Origin of the sequence: Polymorphospora rubra (assembly GCF_018324255.1) — a bacterium.
Classification (GTDB): Bacteria; Actinomycetota; Actinomycetes; order Mycobacteriales; family Micromonosporaceae; genus Polymorphospora; species Polymorphospora rubra.
The window spans coordinates 8,204,595-8,219,984 of the sequence record NZ_AP023359.1 but is presented as its reverse complement, the minus strand read 5'-3'; the positions used below and the strand labels follow the sequence as shown (position 1 = coordinate 8,219,984).

General features: G+C 68.8%; 13 protein-coding genes. 1 reads left to right on the top strand and 12 read right to left on the bottom strand.

Annotated elements, in window-relative coordinates; all coding sequences use genetic code 11:
- Window positions 1-20: 20 nt before the first annotated feature.
- From Prubr_RS36015 to Prubr_RS35970, 10 genes are all read right to left on the bottom strand, one after another.
- Window positions 21-1,010: an ABC transporter ATP-binding protein gene (locus Prubr_RS36015; RefSeq protein WP_212820167.1), complete on the bottom strand. Its 990-nt coding sequence runs from the start codon at window positions 1,008-1,010 to the stop codon at window positions 21-23.
- Window positions 994-1,977 (bottom strand): ABC transporter ATP-binding protein, encoded by a 984-nt coding sequence (locus tag Prubr_RS36010; RefSeq protein WP_212820165.1) that lies wholly within the window; start codon window positions 1,975-1,977, stop codon window positions 994-996. Before Prubr_RS36010 ends, Prubr_RS36015 begins: the two co-directional genes overlap by 17 nt.
- Window positions 1,974-2,810, bottom strand: a complete 837-nt coding sequence (locus tag Prubr_RS36005; protein WP_212820163.1) for an alpha/beta fold hydrolase — start codon at window positions 2,808-2,810, stop codon at window positions 1,974-1,976. The genes Prubr_RS36010 and Prubr_RS36005 overlap by 4 nt, the downstream gene beginning before the upstream one ends.
- Window positions 2,807-3,412, bottom strand: a complete 606-nt coding sequence (locus Prubr_RS36000) for a M24 family metallopeptidase (RefSeq protein WP_212820162.1) — start codon at window positions 3,410-3,412, stop codon at window positions 2,807-2,809. Before Prubr_RS36000 ends, Prubr_RS36005 begins: the two co-directional genes overlap by 4 nt.
- On the bottom strand, window positions 3,409-3,987 hold the full coding sequence (locus tag Prubr_RS35995) for an aminopeptidase P family N-terminal domain-containing protein (RefSeq protein ID WP_212820160.1): 579 nt from the start codon (window positions 3,985-3,987) through the stop codon (window positions 3,409-3,411). The genes Prubr_RS36000 and Prubr_RS35995 overlap by 4 nt, the downstream gene beginning before the upstream one ends.
- Window positions 3,988-3,990: 3 nt before the next feature.
- Window positions 3,991-4,869, bottom strand: a complete 879-nt coding sequence (locus Prubr_RS35990) for an ABC transporter permease (protein ID WP_246568143.1) — start codon at window positions 4,867-4,869, stop codon at window positions 3,991-3,993.
- A gap of 244 nt (window positions 4,870-5,113) precedes the next feature.
- Window positions 5,114-6,067, bottom strand: coding sequence for an ABC transporter permease (locus Prubr_RS35985; protein ID WP_212820157.1), 954 nt, complete (start codon window positions 6,065-6,067; stop codon window positions 5,114-5,116).
- Window positions 6,068-6,098: 31 nt separating this feature from the next.
- Window positions 6,099-7,724, bottom strand: a complete 1,626-nt coding sequence (locus Prubr_RS35980; protein WP_212820155.1) for an ABC transporter substrate-binding protein — start codon at window positions 7,722-7,724, stop codon at window positions 6,099-6,101.
- Window positions 7,721-8,923 carry a dipeptidase gene (locus Prubr_RS35975; protein WP_212820153.1) on the bottom strand — a complete coding sequence of 401 codons (1,203 nt, stop codon included), beginning with the start codon at window positions 8,921-8,923 and terminating at the stop codon, window positions 7,721-7,723. The genes Prubr_RS35980 and Prubr_RS35975 overlap by 4 nt, the downstream gene beginning before the upstream one ends.
- An 818-nt stretch (window positions 8,924-9,741) precedes the next feature.
- The gene (locus Prubr_RS35970) at window positions 9,742-12,600 is read right to left on the bottom strand and encodes a 3-keto-alpha-glucoside-1,2-lyase-like domain-containing protein (protein WP_246568142.1); all 2,859 of its coding nucleotides are present in this window, start codon (window positions 12,598-12,600) and stop codon (window positions 9,742-9,744) included.
- Between the two features lie 429 nt (window positions 12,601-13,029).
- Between Prubr_RS35970 and Prubr_RS35965 the strand changes: the two genes are divergently transcribed.
- Window positions 13,030-13,776 (top strand): GAF and ANTAR domain-containing protein, encoded by a 747-nt coding sequence (locus tag Prubr_RS35965; RefSeq protein WP_212820151.1) that lies wholly within the window; start codon window positions 13,030-13,032, stop codon window positions 13,774-13,776.
- A gap of 3 nt (window positions 13,777-13,779) precedes the next feature.
- On the opposite strand, the gene Prubr_RS35960 is transcribed toward Prubr_RS35965, so the two are convergent.
- Window positions 13,780-14,139 (bottom strand): STAS domain-containing protein, encoded by a 360-nt coding sequence (locus Prubr_RS35960; protein ID WP_212820150.1) that lies wholly within the window; start codon window positions 14,137-14,139, stop codon window positions 13,780-13,782.
- Window positions 14,140-14,342: 203 nt separating this feature from the next.
- Entirely contained in the window at window positions 14,343-15,242 is a 900-nt protein-coding gene (locus Prubr_RS35955; protein WP_246568140.1) for an AraC family transcriptional regulator, read from the bottom strand.
- Window positions 15,243-15,390: the final 148 nt, after the last annotated feature.

The window sequence follows — 15,390 nt, the reverse complement described above, 5'->3', positions numbered from 1 at the left end:
CTGGGACGGATCGCCGGCGGTTACGCGGCCAGCGGGAAGTGGCAGGCGACCGGATGTTCGCCGGCGGCCAGCGGCGGTTCGGTGGTGGCGCAGGTATCGGTCGCCTGCCAGCAGCGGGTCCGGAACCGGCAGCCCGACGGCGGGTTGACCGGGCTGGGCGGGTCACCGGCGAGCAGGATCCGCTTGCGCTCCCGGCGTCCGGCCGGATCGGGCACCGGCACGGCGGAGAGCAGTGCGCTGGTGTACGGGTGCCGCGGCGACTCGTACAGGCTCTGCTCAGGACCGGTCTCCACCAGCTTGCCGAGGTACATCACGGCGACGCGGTCGGAGATGTGCCGCACCACGGACAGGTCGTGGGCGATGAAGACGTACGCCACCCCGAGTTCCTCCTGGAGCTGTTCCAGAAGGTTGACCACCTGCGCCTGGACCGACACGTCCAGCGCGGAGACCGGCTCGTCGCAGACGATCACATCGGGGCGGAGCGCGAGCGCCCGGGCGATGCCGATGCGCTGGCGCTGCCCGCCGGAGAACTGGTGCGGGTAGCGGTCCAGGTGCAGGCTGGGGTCGAGGCCGACCAGGTCGAGCAGTTCCTTGATCCGCTCGATCCGGCGCCGGCGGTCCAGCACGTCAGGGTGGATCTCGAAGGGCTGGAGCAGGATCTCCCGGATGGTGCGGCGGGGGTTCAGCGAGGTGTACGGGTCCTGCAGCACGATCTGGATCCGCCGCCGCAGCGCCCGCAGCTCCCGCCCCCTGGCCTGGTGCACCACCGACTTGCCGAAGCGCACCGCGCCGGAGGTGGGCTGTTCCAGGCCGACCAGCATGCGGGCCAGGGTGGTCTTGCCGCAGCCGGACTCGCCCACCACGCCGAGTGTCTCGCCCCGGCGCAGGTCGAAGGAGACCCCGTCGACGGCCTTGACCAGGCCGCCCGAGGTGAACGGGATCCGCCCCTTGAGCGGGAAGTGCTTGACCAGGTTCTCGACCCGTAGCACCACGTCATCGTTGGGTGGCACCGAGCACCTCCTCGTGGTGGTGGCAGGCGCTGCTCCGGTCGGCCGGCAGTGCCCGCAGCGGCGGCAGGGTCACCAGGCATTCGTCGGTGGCCCGGGGACAACGCAGGTGGAACGGGCAGCCGGCGGGCAGCCGGGCCGGGTTGGGCGGAGCGCCGGGGATCGCGTAGAGCCGTTCGTCGCGCCGGTCCACCCGTGGCATGGAGGCGAGCAGCCCCTCGGTGTACGGGTGCGCCGGGCCGGCGAAGATCTGTTCGACCGTGCCGCGCTCGACGATCCGGCCGGCGTACATCACCGCCACGTCGTCGGCGACCTCGGCGACCACCCCGAGGTCGTGGGTGATCAGCAGCAGACCCATTCCGCTGTCCCGCTGGATCTCCGCGAGCAGTTCCATCACCTGGGCCTGCACGGTCACGTCCAGGGCGGTGGTCGGCTCGTCGGCGATCAGCAGGTGCGGCTCTAGGGAGATGGCCAGCGCGATCATGATGCGCTGGCGCATACCGCCGGAGAACTGGTGCGGGTAGTCGCGGATCCGGTCTTTGGCGGCCGGGATCCGGACCCGGTCGACGAGCTCGATGGCGCGGCGCCGGGCGTCCGCCCTGGACATGCCCCGCCGGACCCGCAGTACCTCCGTGATCTGGTCCCCGACGGTGAAGACCGGGTTGAGCGCGGCCATCGCGTCCTGGAAGACCATGCCGATCTCTTCGCCGCTGACCCGGTCGCGCTGCTTGCGCGGCAGGGTCAGCAACTCCCGGCCCCGCAGCTGGACCGAACCCGTGATCCTGGCCGGTGGGACGTCGAGAATGCCCATCACCGCCTGTGCGGTGACGCTCTTGCCGGAGCCGGACTCGCCGAGGATGGCCAGGGTCTGCCTCGAGTCGACCTGGAGCGACACCCCGTTGACCGCGTTGACCGGTCCGCTCGGGCCGGGGAACGCGACCCGCAGGTCGGCGATCTCCAACAGCGTCATCGCAGCACTCCGGCTCTGCCCAGGAAGTCCCGCACCACCCGCTGGAACTTCTCCGGCTCCTCCAGTTGCGGCGAGTGGCCGGACTCCTCGAAGACCACCAGCTCACCGTTGGGGATCAGGTCCGCGATGACCCGCGACGCCTCGACCGGGGTACGCCAGTCGTGCCGGCCCACGGTGACCAGGGTCGGGCAGGTGATCGACGGCAGCTTCGGCTTGAGGTCGTACCTGGGCATGTTCTGCCCGAAGGCCGCGTTGTGGGTCCGGTAGTGGAACCGGGTGGCGGCCAGCCGCGCCTCGTCCTTGGCCGGGTCGTGCTGGTGGTCGTAGAGCGGCAGGATGGCCCCCCAGTAGTCACGCAGCTGCTCGTTGCTCTCGAACCGGCCGGTGCCGATCCGGTCGATGACCCACTCCGGAATCACCGAACGGTCGGTGTTGCGCGCCCGCTCGACCGCGAGGTGGTCGTGCGCGGTGTCCGCCGCGGTGTCCCGCAGCACCAGCGCGGAGACCCGGTCCGGGTGGGCGATCGCGTACTCCAGGGCGATGAACCCGCCGTACGACCCGCCGGCCATCACGATCTTCTCGTAGCCGAAGTGCTCCCGGATCGCGTCCACGTCGGCCACCCACTGCTCGTGGGTGAACGGCTCGTCGTCGCTGGACTCGCCGGATCCGCGGGCGTCGAAGACGATGACCCGCATCCGGTCGGCGAACGGCCCGAAGGAGCGCTTCGGCTCGCTGCGCGAGCCCAGGCCCGGTGCGCCGTGGTGCACGATCATCGCCGGTGCGTCGGTCGGGCCGAAGGTCTCGACGACCAGTTCCGCTCCGTTGATCTTCATCGGACCCCCTCGATGACGTTGGATGCCAGGTCGCGTGGGTAGCCGGTGAGCCGGCGCGGGCCGGTCTCCGTCACCAGGACCGTGTCGGAAATGCGGTAGCCGGCGTGGCCGGGAACGTAGACACCGGGCTCGCTGGAGAGCAGCATCCCGGGAGCGAGCACGGTGTCGTCGCCGTCCTCGACCCAGGGCGCCTCGTGGTTCTGCAGCCCGATGCCGTGCCCCTGCCGGTGCCGGATGTAGTCGCCCAGGCCCTGCTCGCGCAGCACGTCCAGGCAGATCCTGTTCACCTCGGCGCAGGTACGGCCGGCGGTCATCGCCTGGGTGCCGACCTCCTGCGCCTGCCGGTCGGCCTCGTAGTAACGCACCTGCTCGGCGGTGGGCTCCCCGATGATGAACGTGCGTTCGCTCTCCACGAACCGGCTCGCCACCGCCGCGCCGAGGGAGAGGATCAGCGTGTCGCCCGGCTGGATCCGTCGACGCGTCGGCAGGCCGTGCGGCAGCGCCGAGTTCGGGCCGGCGTAGACCAGCCCGCCGGCCAACTTGGTGGTGTAGACGACCATGTCGTACTCGGCGTACATCCGGTCGGTGCCGTAGCCGATCACGTGCCGGGCGATCTCGTCCTCGCGGGGAGTGGTCCGCCGCTGGCCAGCGCCTCCTCGATCAGCGCCCGGCCGGCACCGAGCATCTCGTCGCAGATCCGGGCGGCGGCCTCGTGGAACGGGATCTCCTCGGGGAACTTGCGCAGCCGCAACTTCGCCACCGCGTCGGTGGTCTCCAACGTCGCCCCGGCGATGGCCCGGGACAGCGCCTTGAACGCGCCGACCGACACCCCGGCACCCACCCCGATCCGGCGGACCGGCCCGCCGGGGCGGGACAGCGCCGAGGCCAGGGTCTGCTCGGCGGTGACCACGCCCGGAAACTCGAAGTAGCTGACCGTCGGGATGGTCACGCCCTGCTGGGCGGCGTACTCCTCGTCGAGGCGCGGGATGACCAGCAGCGGATCTCCCTCGCGCGGCATCCAGAGGTAGACCGGACGCTCGGTGGCGATGTAGAAGAAGCCGCTGAGGAAGGCGACGTCCGCCGGGGACGTGGCCAGGAAACCGTCCAGGCCGCGCTCGTCGAGCGCCGCGCCGAGCCGGGTACGGACGCTGGTGTAGAAACTCTCGGGCAGTCGCATGGGTCAGCCTCCGTTGCGGCGGGGGTCACGGGAGTCGTTGAACCGCGTACCGGCCAGCGTCGCCGCCAGCACCAGGAACAGGATCGCCAGCGACGGGAAGAGCGTCTGCCACCAGGCGATCGCGATCGTGCCGCTGCGCTGGGCGTTGAGCAGGATGCGTCCCCAGGACCAGGCGTCCGGGTCGCCGAGGCCGAGGAAGCTCAGCCCGGCCTCGGAGATGACCGCCCGGGATGCGGTGAGCAGCACGCTGACGACCATCAGCGAGACGACCGCGGGCAGGATCTCCCGGGTGACGATCCGCCATCCGGTGGCGCCGAGCACCCGGGCCCCGTCGATGTAGGGCATCGCGCTGATCACCAGGCCCTGCGACCGGATCAGCCGGGCCACCTCGGGCCAGGCGAAGAATCCGATGATCAGGGTCAGGGTCCAGACGCTCGGGTTCACCACCGCGGCCAGCATGATCATCAAGGGCAGGGTGGGCAGCGCCAGCATCACGTCGGTGATCACCGTGGCGACCGCGTCGATCGGGCGGAAGTACGCCGCGGCCAGGCCGATCGCGGTGCCCAGCACGATCGCGATCAGCGACGCGGCCAGGCCGATCACCAGACTGGTCCGGGTGCCCCAGACCACCTGGGCGAAGATGTCCTGCCCGAGGTCGTCGGTGCCGAACCAGTGCGCTCCCGACGGAGGCTGCAGCACGTCCGGGCCGGCCCCGGCGGGCTCGTCGGCGATCAGCGGCGCGAAGATCGCCATCAGCGCCATCACGAGCAGCACCAGCACCGACACCGCCACGACGGGCTGCCGCAGATAGCCGGACCAGGAGGACCGCTTCGGCGCGGGGACCGGCGGCAGTGCCTGCTCGGTCAGCACGGGGGCACTCACGGCACCCTCCCTTCGTTGGTGTTCGCGGCTGCGGGGCTTTGCTCGGGGCTTCGCTTCGCTGCACTCCTCGCGCTCGCGGTGATTCCTTTGTTCGCGACTGCGGGGCTCCGCTTCGCTGCACTCCTCGCGCTCACAGCGACCTCTACGTTCGCGACTGCGGGGCTCCGCTTCGCTGCACTCCTCGCGCTCACAGCGATCTCTACGTTCGCGACTGCGGGGCTCCGCTGCGCTGCACTCCTCGCGCTCACAGGCGAATCCTGGGATTGAGGACCGCGTAGAGCATGTCGGTCAGCGCGTTGGCGATCACCACGGTGACGGCGAGCATGATGAACGCCCCCTGGATCACCGGGTAGTCCTGTTGCCCGACCGCCTCGTAGATCAGCCGGCCGACCCCGGGATAGGCGAAGACCGTCTCGGTCAGCACCGCGCCGCCGACCAGGGTGCCCAGTTGCAGGCCCATCAGGGTCAGCGCCGGCAGGATCGCGTTGCGCAGGCCGTGCTTCCAGACCCGACGCCGGGCCGAGAGACCACGGGCCTGCGCCGCGCGGATGTAGTCCTCACCGAGAACCTCGATCATGTTGGTACGCAGGGTCAGCGCGTACGGGCCGAGCTGCACCAGGACCAGGGACAGCACCGGCAGCGCCAGGTGGTGGACCAGGCTCAGGTAGGCGGCCGCGCCCCGGGTGTCCGGGTCGATCGCCCCGCCGATCGGGAACCAGCCGAGCTGGGCGCCGAGGAAGACCAGCAGCAGGATGGCGACGCTCGGCACGAACAGGGCGTTGGCGCTGATCCCGAAGCCCTGCAACGCGCGGTCGAGCCACTTGCCGCGGTTGACCGCGGCGGCCACCCCGATCGGGATACCGACGGCGACGGTGAGGACGAACGCGCTGCCGGCCAGCAGCAACGTCCAGGGCAGCCGGTCGAGGATGATGTCCGTGACCGGCTGGATCTGCCGGAACGAGATGCCCAGGTTGCCCTGGACCAACTCACGCAGGTACGACACGTACTGCTCCCACAACGGCCGGTCGAGGCCGTACGTCTTGAGCAGTGCCGCCTGCATCTCCGGCGTCATGTCTCCCTCGACCATGAGGGTCGTGGGGTCCCCCGGCAGGAGCCGGAGCAGGAAGAACGTCGAGGTGATTGCGATCCATATGGTCAGGACGGCCTTCAGTGCCCGGCTGAGCACGAAACGCACCATTGGGGGACCCCTCCTTTCCCTCTGGTCTCGGTTACTGGACCGGGGTGACCTGGGCCAGCGAGTACGCGGTGACCATGCCGAGCAGGTCCGACGGCGACGGAACGAAGCCGGTGAACTTGCTGGCGTTGTAGGCGAACCGGAAGTTCTCCACGTACAGCGGGGTCAGGTACGCCTGCTCGTGCACGACCTTGTCGATGTTCTTGATCTTGGTCTTGAACGCCTCCGGGTCGGTGGTTCCGGCCGCGTCGTTGATCAGCGCGTCCATCTCCGGCGACTCGAGCAGGTTGTAGTTGATGCCACCCGGGTTGCTGGACAGGTAGGTGCTGCGCAGCTGGTCCATCGGGTTGTCGAACACGCCCCACTGCGACGCGTCGATGTCGTACTCACCGTTCTTGGTGCGGGTGAGGAAGGTGTTCCGCTCCACGCACTCGTTCTCCAGCTTGATGCCGGCCTGGGCCGCGCTCTCGCGGAAGAGTTGCACCACACGGGTGATGTTCGCGTTGGACTGGTCGCACGCCACGCCGAAGTTCAGCTCGTCGAAGAAGCCGTCGTTGTTGGCGTCCTTGTAGCCGGCCGCGGTCAGCTTGGCCTTCGCGCCCGCCGGATCGAACGGGTACGGCTGGATCTCGGTGTTGTCGTAGTCCGAGAAGACCGGCGAGATGGGACCGGCCATCTGCTGGCCGTCACCCTGCAGCACCGCCGAGATGATCGCCTTGGTGTCGACGGCCATCGACAGCGCCTGCCGGACCTCCTGGTCGGCGAGGTACTCGTTCTTCATGTTGTAGGTCAGGTGCGCGAAGCCGAGCGCGCCGACCTTCTCGAGCTTGATCTTGTCGTCGTTCTCGAAGGTCTTCGCCGCCGAGACCGGCACCGGGGTGCCCATCATGTCGATGTCACCGTTGCGCAGCGCCAGCATCATCGTGTTCACGTCCGGGTAGACCCGGTACTCGACCTGGCTGACCGCCGCCTTGCCCTCCGGCGCGAGCGGGTAGTTCTCGTTGCGCTTCATCACGTAGCGCTGGCCCTTGGTCATGCTGTCCAGCACGAACGGACCGGCGCCGACCCAGTTCGAGTCGTTCGGGAACTTGGACAGGTCCCCGGCGTTCTCGAAGATGTGCTTCGGCACGATCGACATCCAGAACCCGACGCCCTCGGCGAACGGCGCGTACGGCTGGGAGAGCCTGAACCTGACCGTGGTCGCGTCCGGCGCCTCGATCGACTCGACCCAGGTCAGCTTCGCCGCGACGTTGCCGAGCTTGTACTTCATGATCATCTCGGCGCTGAACTTGACGTCCTCGGCGACCACCGGCTGGCCGTCGGTCCACTTGAAGTCGTCCCGCAGGTCGAAGACGGCGGTCTTGCCGTCGTCCTCGTAGCGGTACTCCTTGGCCAGCTCCGGCGCCTTCTTGGCGTTCTCGTCGATCCGCAGCAGGTGCGGGTACATCGCGTTGAGGATCCACGAGTCGGTCTTGCTGAGCGACTGGAGCGGGTTGAAGTTGCTCACGTCGGTGGTGGTGCCGATCCGCAGCACCGAGTCCGCCGACGAGCCGCTGGAGGACCCGTTGTCCTCGTTCAGACCGCAGCCGGAGATACCCAGCGTGGCCACCACGCCGAGCGCGACAGCGAGCCGCCACCGACCCTTGACTGTCTTTTTCACCAAACCTCCTGAAGAACCCGGATGATGTTGCCCCCGATGACCTTGGCGATCTCGTCGTCGGAGTAACCGTGCGTGACGAGCCACCCGACGATGTTGCTGAAGCACTCCGCCGGGTTCTCCATGCCGCTCACGTAGGGCACCCGGGGGTGGTCCACCACGCCGTGGGCCTTCCCGATCGCCAGGTGCTGGGTAAAGCTGTCGTGCAGCCCGACGTGGTCACCGAAGTTGGTGTCGGGACCGAACGCCACGTGGTCGATGCCGACCAGTTCCACGCAGTAGATGAAGTGGTCCATCACCGACTCGATCGAGTGGTGCGGGTGTTCCGCCGAGAGGGTGGTGTGCGGAGCGGCCTCGATGCCGATCACGCCACCCCGTTCGGCGCAGGCCCGGATCACCTCGTCCGGTTTCATCCGGGGGGTGTTCCAGACCGAGCGGGCGCCGGCGTGGGTGATGAACACCGGTACCCGGCTGGCCTCGATCACGTCCAGCGAGGTCTGGTCGCCGGAGTGCGAGATGTCGATGGCGATGCCGAGCTTGTTCATCCGGTCCACCGCGCGCCGGCCGAAGTGGGTCAGCCCACCGTCGCGGTCCTCGGAGAGGCCGGAACCGAGCATGTTCGCCTGGCTGTACGCGATGCCCATCTGGCGGACGCCGAAGCCGTACAGGATGTCGATCCGGTCCAGCTCGTTCTCGATCATCGTGGCCGCTTCCAGGCCGGCCACCAGGGCGAGCTGGCCGTTGCGCTTGGCCTCGAAGATCTCTTCCAGCGTGGTCGCCACGACCACGTGGTCCTGCTTGGCGACGTCGGCGAAACGCAGGCCGATGTCGTAGATGACGTCGTCCCACTTCCAGGCGTGCTCGCTGGTCACGCAGCCGGTGCCGTTCATGAAGTTGTCGAAGACCGCGGTCATGCCGGAGCGGGCCAGGCCCTCGAAGCCGAAGGAGTTGCGGCCGGTGCGGTTGTAGTCACGCAACTGCGACACGTCGGCCGGCAGGATCTTCGGGTGCTCGTGCAGCGAGATGGCCATGTGCTCGTCGAGCAGCCGGGCGACCCGGGCGCGCTGGTCGTCGCTCAGGCCGAGGTCGTGTTCGGGCACCCGACCGAGCTGGGGCGCGAGCTCGAACACCTTGTAGTCGGCGTGCGGCGTCAAGTAGTCGAAAGACCGGTACCCGGCATAGCGGGGGGCTGGTTCCTGCACTTCGTCAACTCACCTCGTCAGGGTAGAGGCATGAGGAATGAGGTCTGACCTCTTGCCTTCACGGAACCTAGTGCAGGGGTGGACATGCTCGAAATAGCTGTGACCTGACTGTTATCGAGGGTGCCGACGATTGGCAGCTTTAGGCGTATTTGAGGTTGATTGCGGCGCGAGATAACGTCAAGTCCACCCTGCTGTCGCCTGGGTCGTCGACCAGGCTGAGGAACACGGGAGGTGGTCTGACCAGTTGGTCGAATTGAGCCGCGTCCGAGCGCGGGTCGCGGAGTTGCGTTGTTGATCTGAGCGGGAGGGACCTTACCCACGCGCGATAAGGTTCCTCCCGCTCAGATCAACAACGAGAATCGCCAACAACGCCTCCGGGCGCGGGCGGAGCGAGCCGCCGGGCGGAGCGAGGACCAACGTGGGTCTGCGCGGGGGACCGGGGCCGGGGTGCCGCCGGGCCGGGATCTCCCGCCGGCACCGGACGCCCAGCGCCGGGTCAGACCGAGAAGAGCGTCGGCGGAGATCCGCCGCAAGGGTGAGTGCCGCGATGGCCGTCCACGGTGCTCCGATGCCGCACGGCACGTCGCCGGCGAGAGCCGCGGGTAGGAGTGCGATGGGCATCAGCGGCGGACCGGGCGCGAAGAGCGCGACGCCCGCGGCGGCGACCCTGATCGCGCGGACCGGCGCCTCGCCCACGTCGTCGAGGGCACACCATGACGTCGAGGGCGGGCCACGTCGTCGAGGGCGCGCCGTGACGGCGCGGACAGCACGACGGCCGTGCCGACCAGGGACTGGTCCGGCACGGCCGTCGCGGGAGGTCAGGTCAGCGGTTCGATCCAGATGTTGCGGTACTGCACGGTGTTCTGGTGATCCTGGAGGCGGATCGACCCCGTCGCCGGTCCTTCGGGGATGTTGCCGCCGGTCGGACCGGTGATGGCGACGTCGTCGTGTACGAGTACGCCGTTCCAGACCACGGTCACCCGGGCGTTCTCGGTCTTGTTGCCCGCGCTGTCGTAGCGCGCCGCACGGTACTCGATGTCGTACGTCTGCCAGGTCTCCGGTGGTGTCGCGGCGTTGACGTCCGGCGCCTTCTGCAGGTAGATCGCGCCGGCCTCGTTGGTGTCGAGGGTCGGGTCCCCGTAGGAGTCCAGGACCTGGATCTCGTACCGCTCCTGGAGGTATACGCCGCTGTTGCCGCGGTTCTGGCCGGTCACCTCCGGTGGCAGGAGCGGCACCTTGAACTCGACGTGCAGCCGGAAGTCGCCGAACGCCTGCTTGGTGCGCAGGTCGCCGCCGAAGACCTCCATCGCGCCGCCGTCCACCCGCCGCCAGCTCGCGGACCGCCCGTCGGTGTGCTGCCACTCCGACAGGTTGCCGCCGTCGAACAGCGTGATCCGCTCACCGGGTTTGCGTACGGTGACGAGATCCAGGTTGACGTGCCCGGTGTCGGTCGCGTCGACCCGGTACTGGATCGAGTTGACGCCGCGGCGCAACGTCAACCGCTCGGTCTTGGTCGCCCACTCCTTCCAGGTGACCGTCGTGGGCAGGACGGTCTGTTTCACCTTGCTGCCGTTGACATAGATGCTGACCGTCTTGTCGCCCTGGAACGGGTTGGGTCCGTTGCTGTAGCGCAGCCCCACCTCGTAGTCGCCGGCCCGCTTCACGTCGACGTGGACGGTGGTGGAGGCGTTCAGCCCACCGAAGTTGTCCACGAACCCGACCCCCGAGAAACCGGCGTGCTCGGTGTCGAATCCGGCGCCGCCCGCCCGGTTGCCCTCTTCGAGCTCGTAGAAGACCTGGTCCGGTTGCACCCCGGGGATGGCGTTGAGGGTGTACCAGGCCTCGGTGCTCCACAGTTCCGCACCGTTCGACGCGGTGAACGAGCGCGGCGAGCGCAGGTGCACCACCCGGTTGGCCTGGAGGCCGTCGATGGTCAGGGTGACCGTTCTGCGGTCGTTGGAGACCTTGACCCCGGTGACCGTCAGGGTCTCCTCGTCGACCTTCGGTCCGCCGTACGTCGGGGCCGGGACGTAGCGCCACTGCTTCACCTGGTATCGCCGCGCGATGTCCTGGATGGTGGCGGTGGACAGCGGTCGGGTGTATTCGATCTTGAAGCCGTTCGGGGTGGCACTCATCGACTTCATGTCGAACGTCCGGTTGTCGTTCGGCGTCAGCTTCTGCAGCCCGTGCCGGAGCTTGCCGGCCTGGCCCCAGTTGCCGTCGGCGCCGAGTCCGCCCACGTAGATCGCGCCGTCGGGGCCGAGCGAGACCCGGTTGACGCCGGCCTCGAGTCCCTGGGTGTGCCGGAACACCGCACCCTGGTACTCGCCGTGGACCTTCTCCAGGTATGCGCGCTGCAACCCGCCGTAGGTGACGTCACCGATCAGGAACTGCCCGCGGTACGGACCCTTCTTGAGCAGTACCGGCGTGCTCGGCGAATTGCCGATCTCGTTCTGCGGCAGCCACAGTACCGGCCGGGTCACCGGGTTGGCGTCGTACGGTCCGTCCGGATTGGTGTAGTGGTGGAAGAAGCGATCCTGATCGATCCGGACCAGTTTGGAGGCCGGCAGATAGTCGCCCTGGTTGTCGGTGACGAAGAGTTCCTGCTCGGGCCCCCAGCCGATGCCGTTCGGGGTGCGCAGGCCGCCGGCGACGTAGCTGATCTTGCCGGTGCGCCGGTTCACCACGACGCTGGTGCCCCGGTTGCCGACCGGCTGCGGGTCGGTGGTGGCACCGCCGTAGTTGATCGCGACCGAGAGGTTGAGGTAGAAGTTGCCGCCCTTGTAGAGCAGCCCGAACGCGAACTCGTGGAAGTTGCCGCCGTACGGCCAGGTGGCGACCGTGCGGTGCTCGTCCGCTATCTCGTCGCCGTCGGCGTCGCGTAGTTCGGTCAGTTCGTGCTTCTGGGAGACGTAGATGGTGCCGTCGACCACCGCCACGCCCATCGGCTCCCGCAGCCCGGTGGCGACCCGCTTGTACGTGACCTGGTCGGGGCCGGTCGCCCCGGTCACGTTCTCCACGATGTACACCTCGCCGAGCACCTGGTTGCTGCCGCCCCAGGTGGAGATGACCAGCCGGCCGTCAGCCAGCCAGTCCATGCCCGAGACCTGTGGCTCGAAGCCGGCCGGCCGCAGATCGGTCAGGGTGTAGTCGGGGTGCACCTCGTCCAGTGGAAGGCCGTCGCCCGGCGTGTCGGCGACACCCTCGCACTCCTTGCGCCCGGGCGAGACCACCCGCACCGCCTCGGAGTCCGTGCTCAGCACGGAGGTGGGTACGACGGCGAACCCGGTCGCGCCCGGCGGCTGCCAGGACAGGGTGAGCTGCTGGCCGCCGCCGGCCTCGAAGTACTCGACCCGCAGCGCGTGGTGCCCCTCGGTCAGCGTGACGCTGCCGTCCTTCGACGTGGCGCCGTGCAGCCCGTCGTGGTCGACCACCACCGCGTCGTCGATGTAGAGGCGGGAACCGTCGTCGCTGGTCAGCCGGAACGTGTACGACCCGGCGGTGCTGATGTGGAGGTTGGCGAGCGCGTGCGTGACGAAGTTGTCCTCCAGCCCGAATTCGTCGGCTGTGGACCAGTCGATGTCCGGCATCAGCTTGTCGATGTTCGGGGTCTGGCTCGGCTTGAGGGTGCAGATCTCGGTGAGTGGCACCCGTACGTCGTACGTACGTAGCGTCACCCCGGCTGCTGGGGTGGCAGGTCCGCGGCCTGGGCGGCGGCCGGCGGCGTACCGACGACGGCCAGCGAGGCGAGCAGCGCGACGCCGAGCAGCATGGCTGCCCGGCTCGTTCGTGGTGGGCGTGGAGACATTCCCTCCCCCTTCGATGGTGCCCATGGAGCCGCCGTCCGGACCATCACCGAGGGGTGCCTGCTCGGGGGACGAAGATGCTCCTCGATCGGCGGCTGGGGGAAATGATCGACCACATTCGTCCAACCTGCAAGACCTTTGCGGTGCGGACGCCATACTTTTGCTTCAGAGGATGAAAAGTTGGAGTGAGGGGGTGCTTCCATCGCGGCCAGGGTTCGGCCGTTCTCGATCCGGGTAGTTTTCGCCCGGCTGGGGCTGCCCCGACCAACGGGTTCTGCCCCGCGGGACGGAGGACGGTCGATGAGCGAGGACGCCCGGACCGAGTGGGGGCAACCGTCCACGGAGTACGGCGGACCGGGGCCGGACCGGCTGGGGGCGGCGCTCGGCGACCTGGCCCGGCGCCTGCGCGGTGAGAAAAGCGAGCAGAACACCCTGGACGCCATCGTCCACGCGGCGGTGGACACCATTCCGGGCGCCGGACATGCCGGCGTGTCGGAGGTCCGCAGACGTCGACGGATCCGTACGACCGCCGCCACCGCCGACGTGGTGCGTGCGGTGGACGAGGTGCAGTACAACGCCGATGAGGGCCCCTGCCTCTCCGCACTGTACGAGCAGGTGACGGTGCGGGTGCCCGACCTCGCGGCCGATCCGCGGTGGCCCCGGTTCACCGCTGGGACGGCCAAACTCGGAATCGGAAGCATGTTGTCGTTCCGGCTCTACACCGCCGAGGACGACAACCTCGGTGTGTTGAACCTCTACGCCGAGCGGGCCGGCGCGTTCACCGACGAGTCGGAGCAGGTGGGGCTGCTGTTCGCCGCGCACGCCGCGGTGGCGATGTCGGACGCGCAGCAGGTCACGCAGTTGACGCACGCGCTCGGGGTGCGGGACGTGATCGGGCAGGCCAAGGGGATCCTGATGGAGCGGCACCGGCTGACCGGGGACCAGGCGTTCGCCTCGCTGGTGACCAGTAGTCAGCGCACCAACATGAAGCTGCTCGAGGTGGCGCTGCGCCTGGTCGAGTCCGGTGAACTGCCTACGCCGCGCTGAACGTCACCGTCCGTCGCCGAGGCCGAGTACGGACGACGCACCCGTGATCTGCAGGACCCGACGGACCCCAGGTGTCACATTGGTCAGCAGGAGTTGGCAGCCCCGCCGACGGGCTCGGTCGCTGCCCCGCAGGAGGGCCAGGATCCCGGAGGCGTCGAGGAACCGCAGCCCGGCGAGGTCGACCTCGATCCGGTGTACGGACGGCCTGTGCAGCACGTTGGCGAGAGTCCGGTCGAGTTCGCCGGAGGTGGCGATGTCGACCTCGCCGGTCACCGACAGCACCACCCGGCCGTCGCCGACGGTGACCCAGGTCAAGGTGAGAGCATCGAGGGATGCAAGGTCGTTGAAGGTCGAGAACGTCACGAGAGTGACTCCCAGGCAATGCCGGCGGTGACCCTCACCTCAGAACGTACCGCCGGTCCGGACTCAGCGTAACGGAGAAGCGTGCCGCCCGCACATCGAGCCATCTGAGCAAGCTCGCGGCCCGCGACCGGGTGCGGCTTGTCATCGCCGCGTACGACGTCGGCCTCGTGAATCCCGCGCCGGCTCCCGAGCGTCACCGGCGGCTACGGCAGGGCCGGGGTGGCGTCGTGCGTTGACCCGCGCCGACGGGCGTCCTGGCTGGGAGGTGCGCCGAACTGGCGGCGGTATTCGCGGCTGAACTGTGACGGGCTGTCGTAGCCGACGTGGCGGCTGACGCCGGTCACGTCGTGAGGATCCGTGGCGAGCAGGAGCCGGGCCTCCTGGAGCCGGATCTGCTTCTGGAACTGGATCGGGCTCATCGCGGTGACCGCCTGGAAGTTGCGGTAGAAGGCGGACAGGCTCATCCCCGACAGCTGCGCCAGGTCCTGCACACGGAACGACTGCGTGTAGTGCTCGCGGATCCACCGGACCGCCCGCGCGACGTGGCTGAGGCTGCTGTCGGCGAGGCCGAGATGGCGGACGACGGCACCCTGCTCGCCGGTGATGACCCGCCAGAGGATCTCCCGTCTGATCAACGGCGCCAACACCGTCCGGTCGCGTGGCTGGTCGAGCAGGCGCAGCAACCGGACCACCGCGTCGAGCAGTTCGGCGGGCGCGTCGCTGACGGCCATGCCGGAGGGCGCGCCGCCACCGACCGGTGGCAGGTCTCCGGGCGCCGCCTCCAACAGCAGCTCGGCGACGGCGGCCGGCCGCAGGATCAGGCCGACGCCGAGCGCCGGTCGTTCGGGACTGGTGTCGACGAAGTGGCCGGTCACCGGTAGGTCCACCGACGTCACGAGGTACTGCCCGGCGCCGTACTCGTACACGCGGTCGCCCAATGCGATCCGTTTCGCGCCCTGCGCGATGAGCGCCAGCACCGTGCCCGACATCGACGGCGACGGCGTCGACCGCTCGACCCTCGAGATCAGCACGTCGTCGATGGCCGTACCCGCGTCGGGTCGGGCGTGCCGGGTGATCAGACCGCGTAGCTCCTCAAGGCTCACCAGCCGATTCAACCACTGACCAATCCTCGCCACAACGAGAGCATTGGGCAAGACCTCGCGAGCATCGTTCTAACGTTTCCGCAGCTCACGGTGGTTCCATAAATGGGTAGATGTCCCCGGAGCGCGCGACAGCTCCATGGCTGGGAGG

Coding starts and splice junctions, on each gene's coding strand:
- Prubr_RS35965 (WP_212820151.1), top strand. CDS start 13,030: ATGAGCGAGGACGCCCGGACCGAGTGGGGGCAACCGTCCACGGAGTAC.
- Prubr_RS36010 (WP_212820165.1), bottom strand. CDS start 1,977: ATGACGCTGTTGGAGATCGCCGACCTGCGGGTCGCGTTCCCCGGCCCG.
- Prubr_RS36005 (WP_212820163.1), bottom strand. CDS start 2,810: ATGAAGATCAACGGAGCGGAACTGGTCGTCGAGACCTTCGGCCCGACC.
- Prubr_RS35995 (WP_212820160.1), bottom strand. CDS start 3,987: ATGCGACTGCCCGAGAGTTTCTACACCAGCGTCCGTACCCGGCTCGGC.
- Prubr_RS35985 (WP_212820157.1), bottom strand. CDS start 6,067: ATGGTGCGTTTCGTGCTCAGCCGGGCACTGAAGGCCGTCCTGACCATA.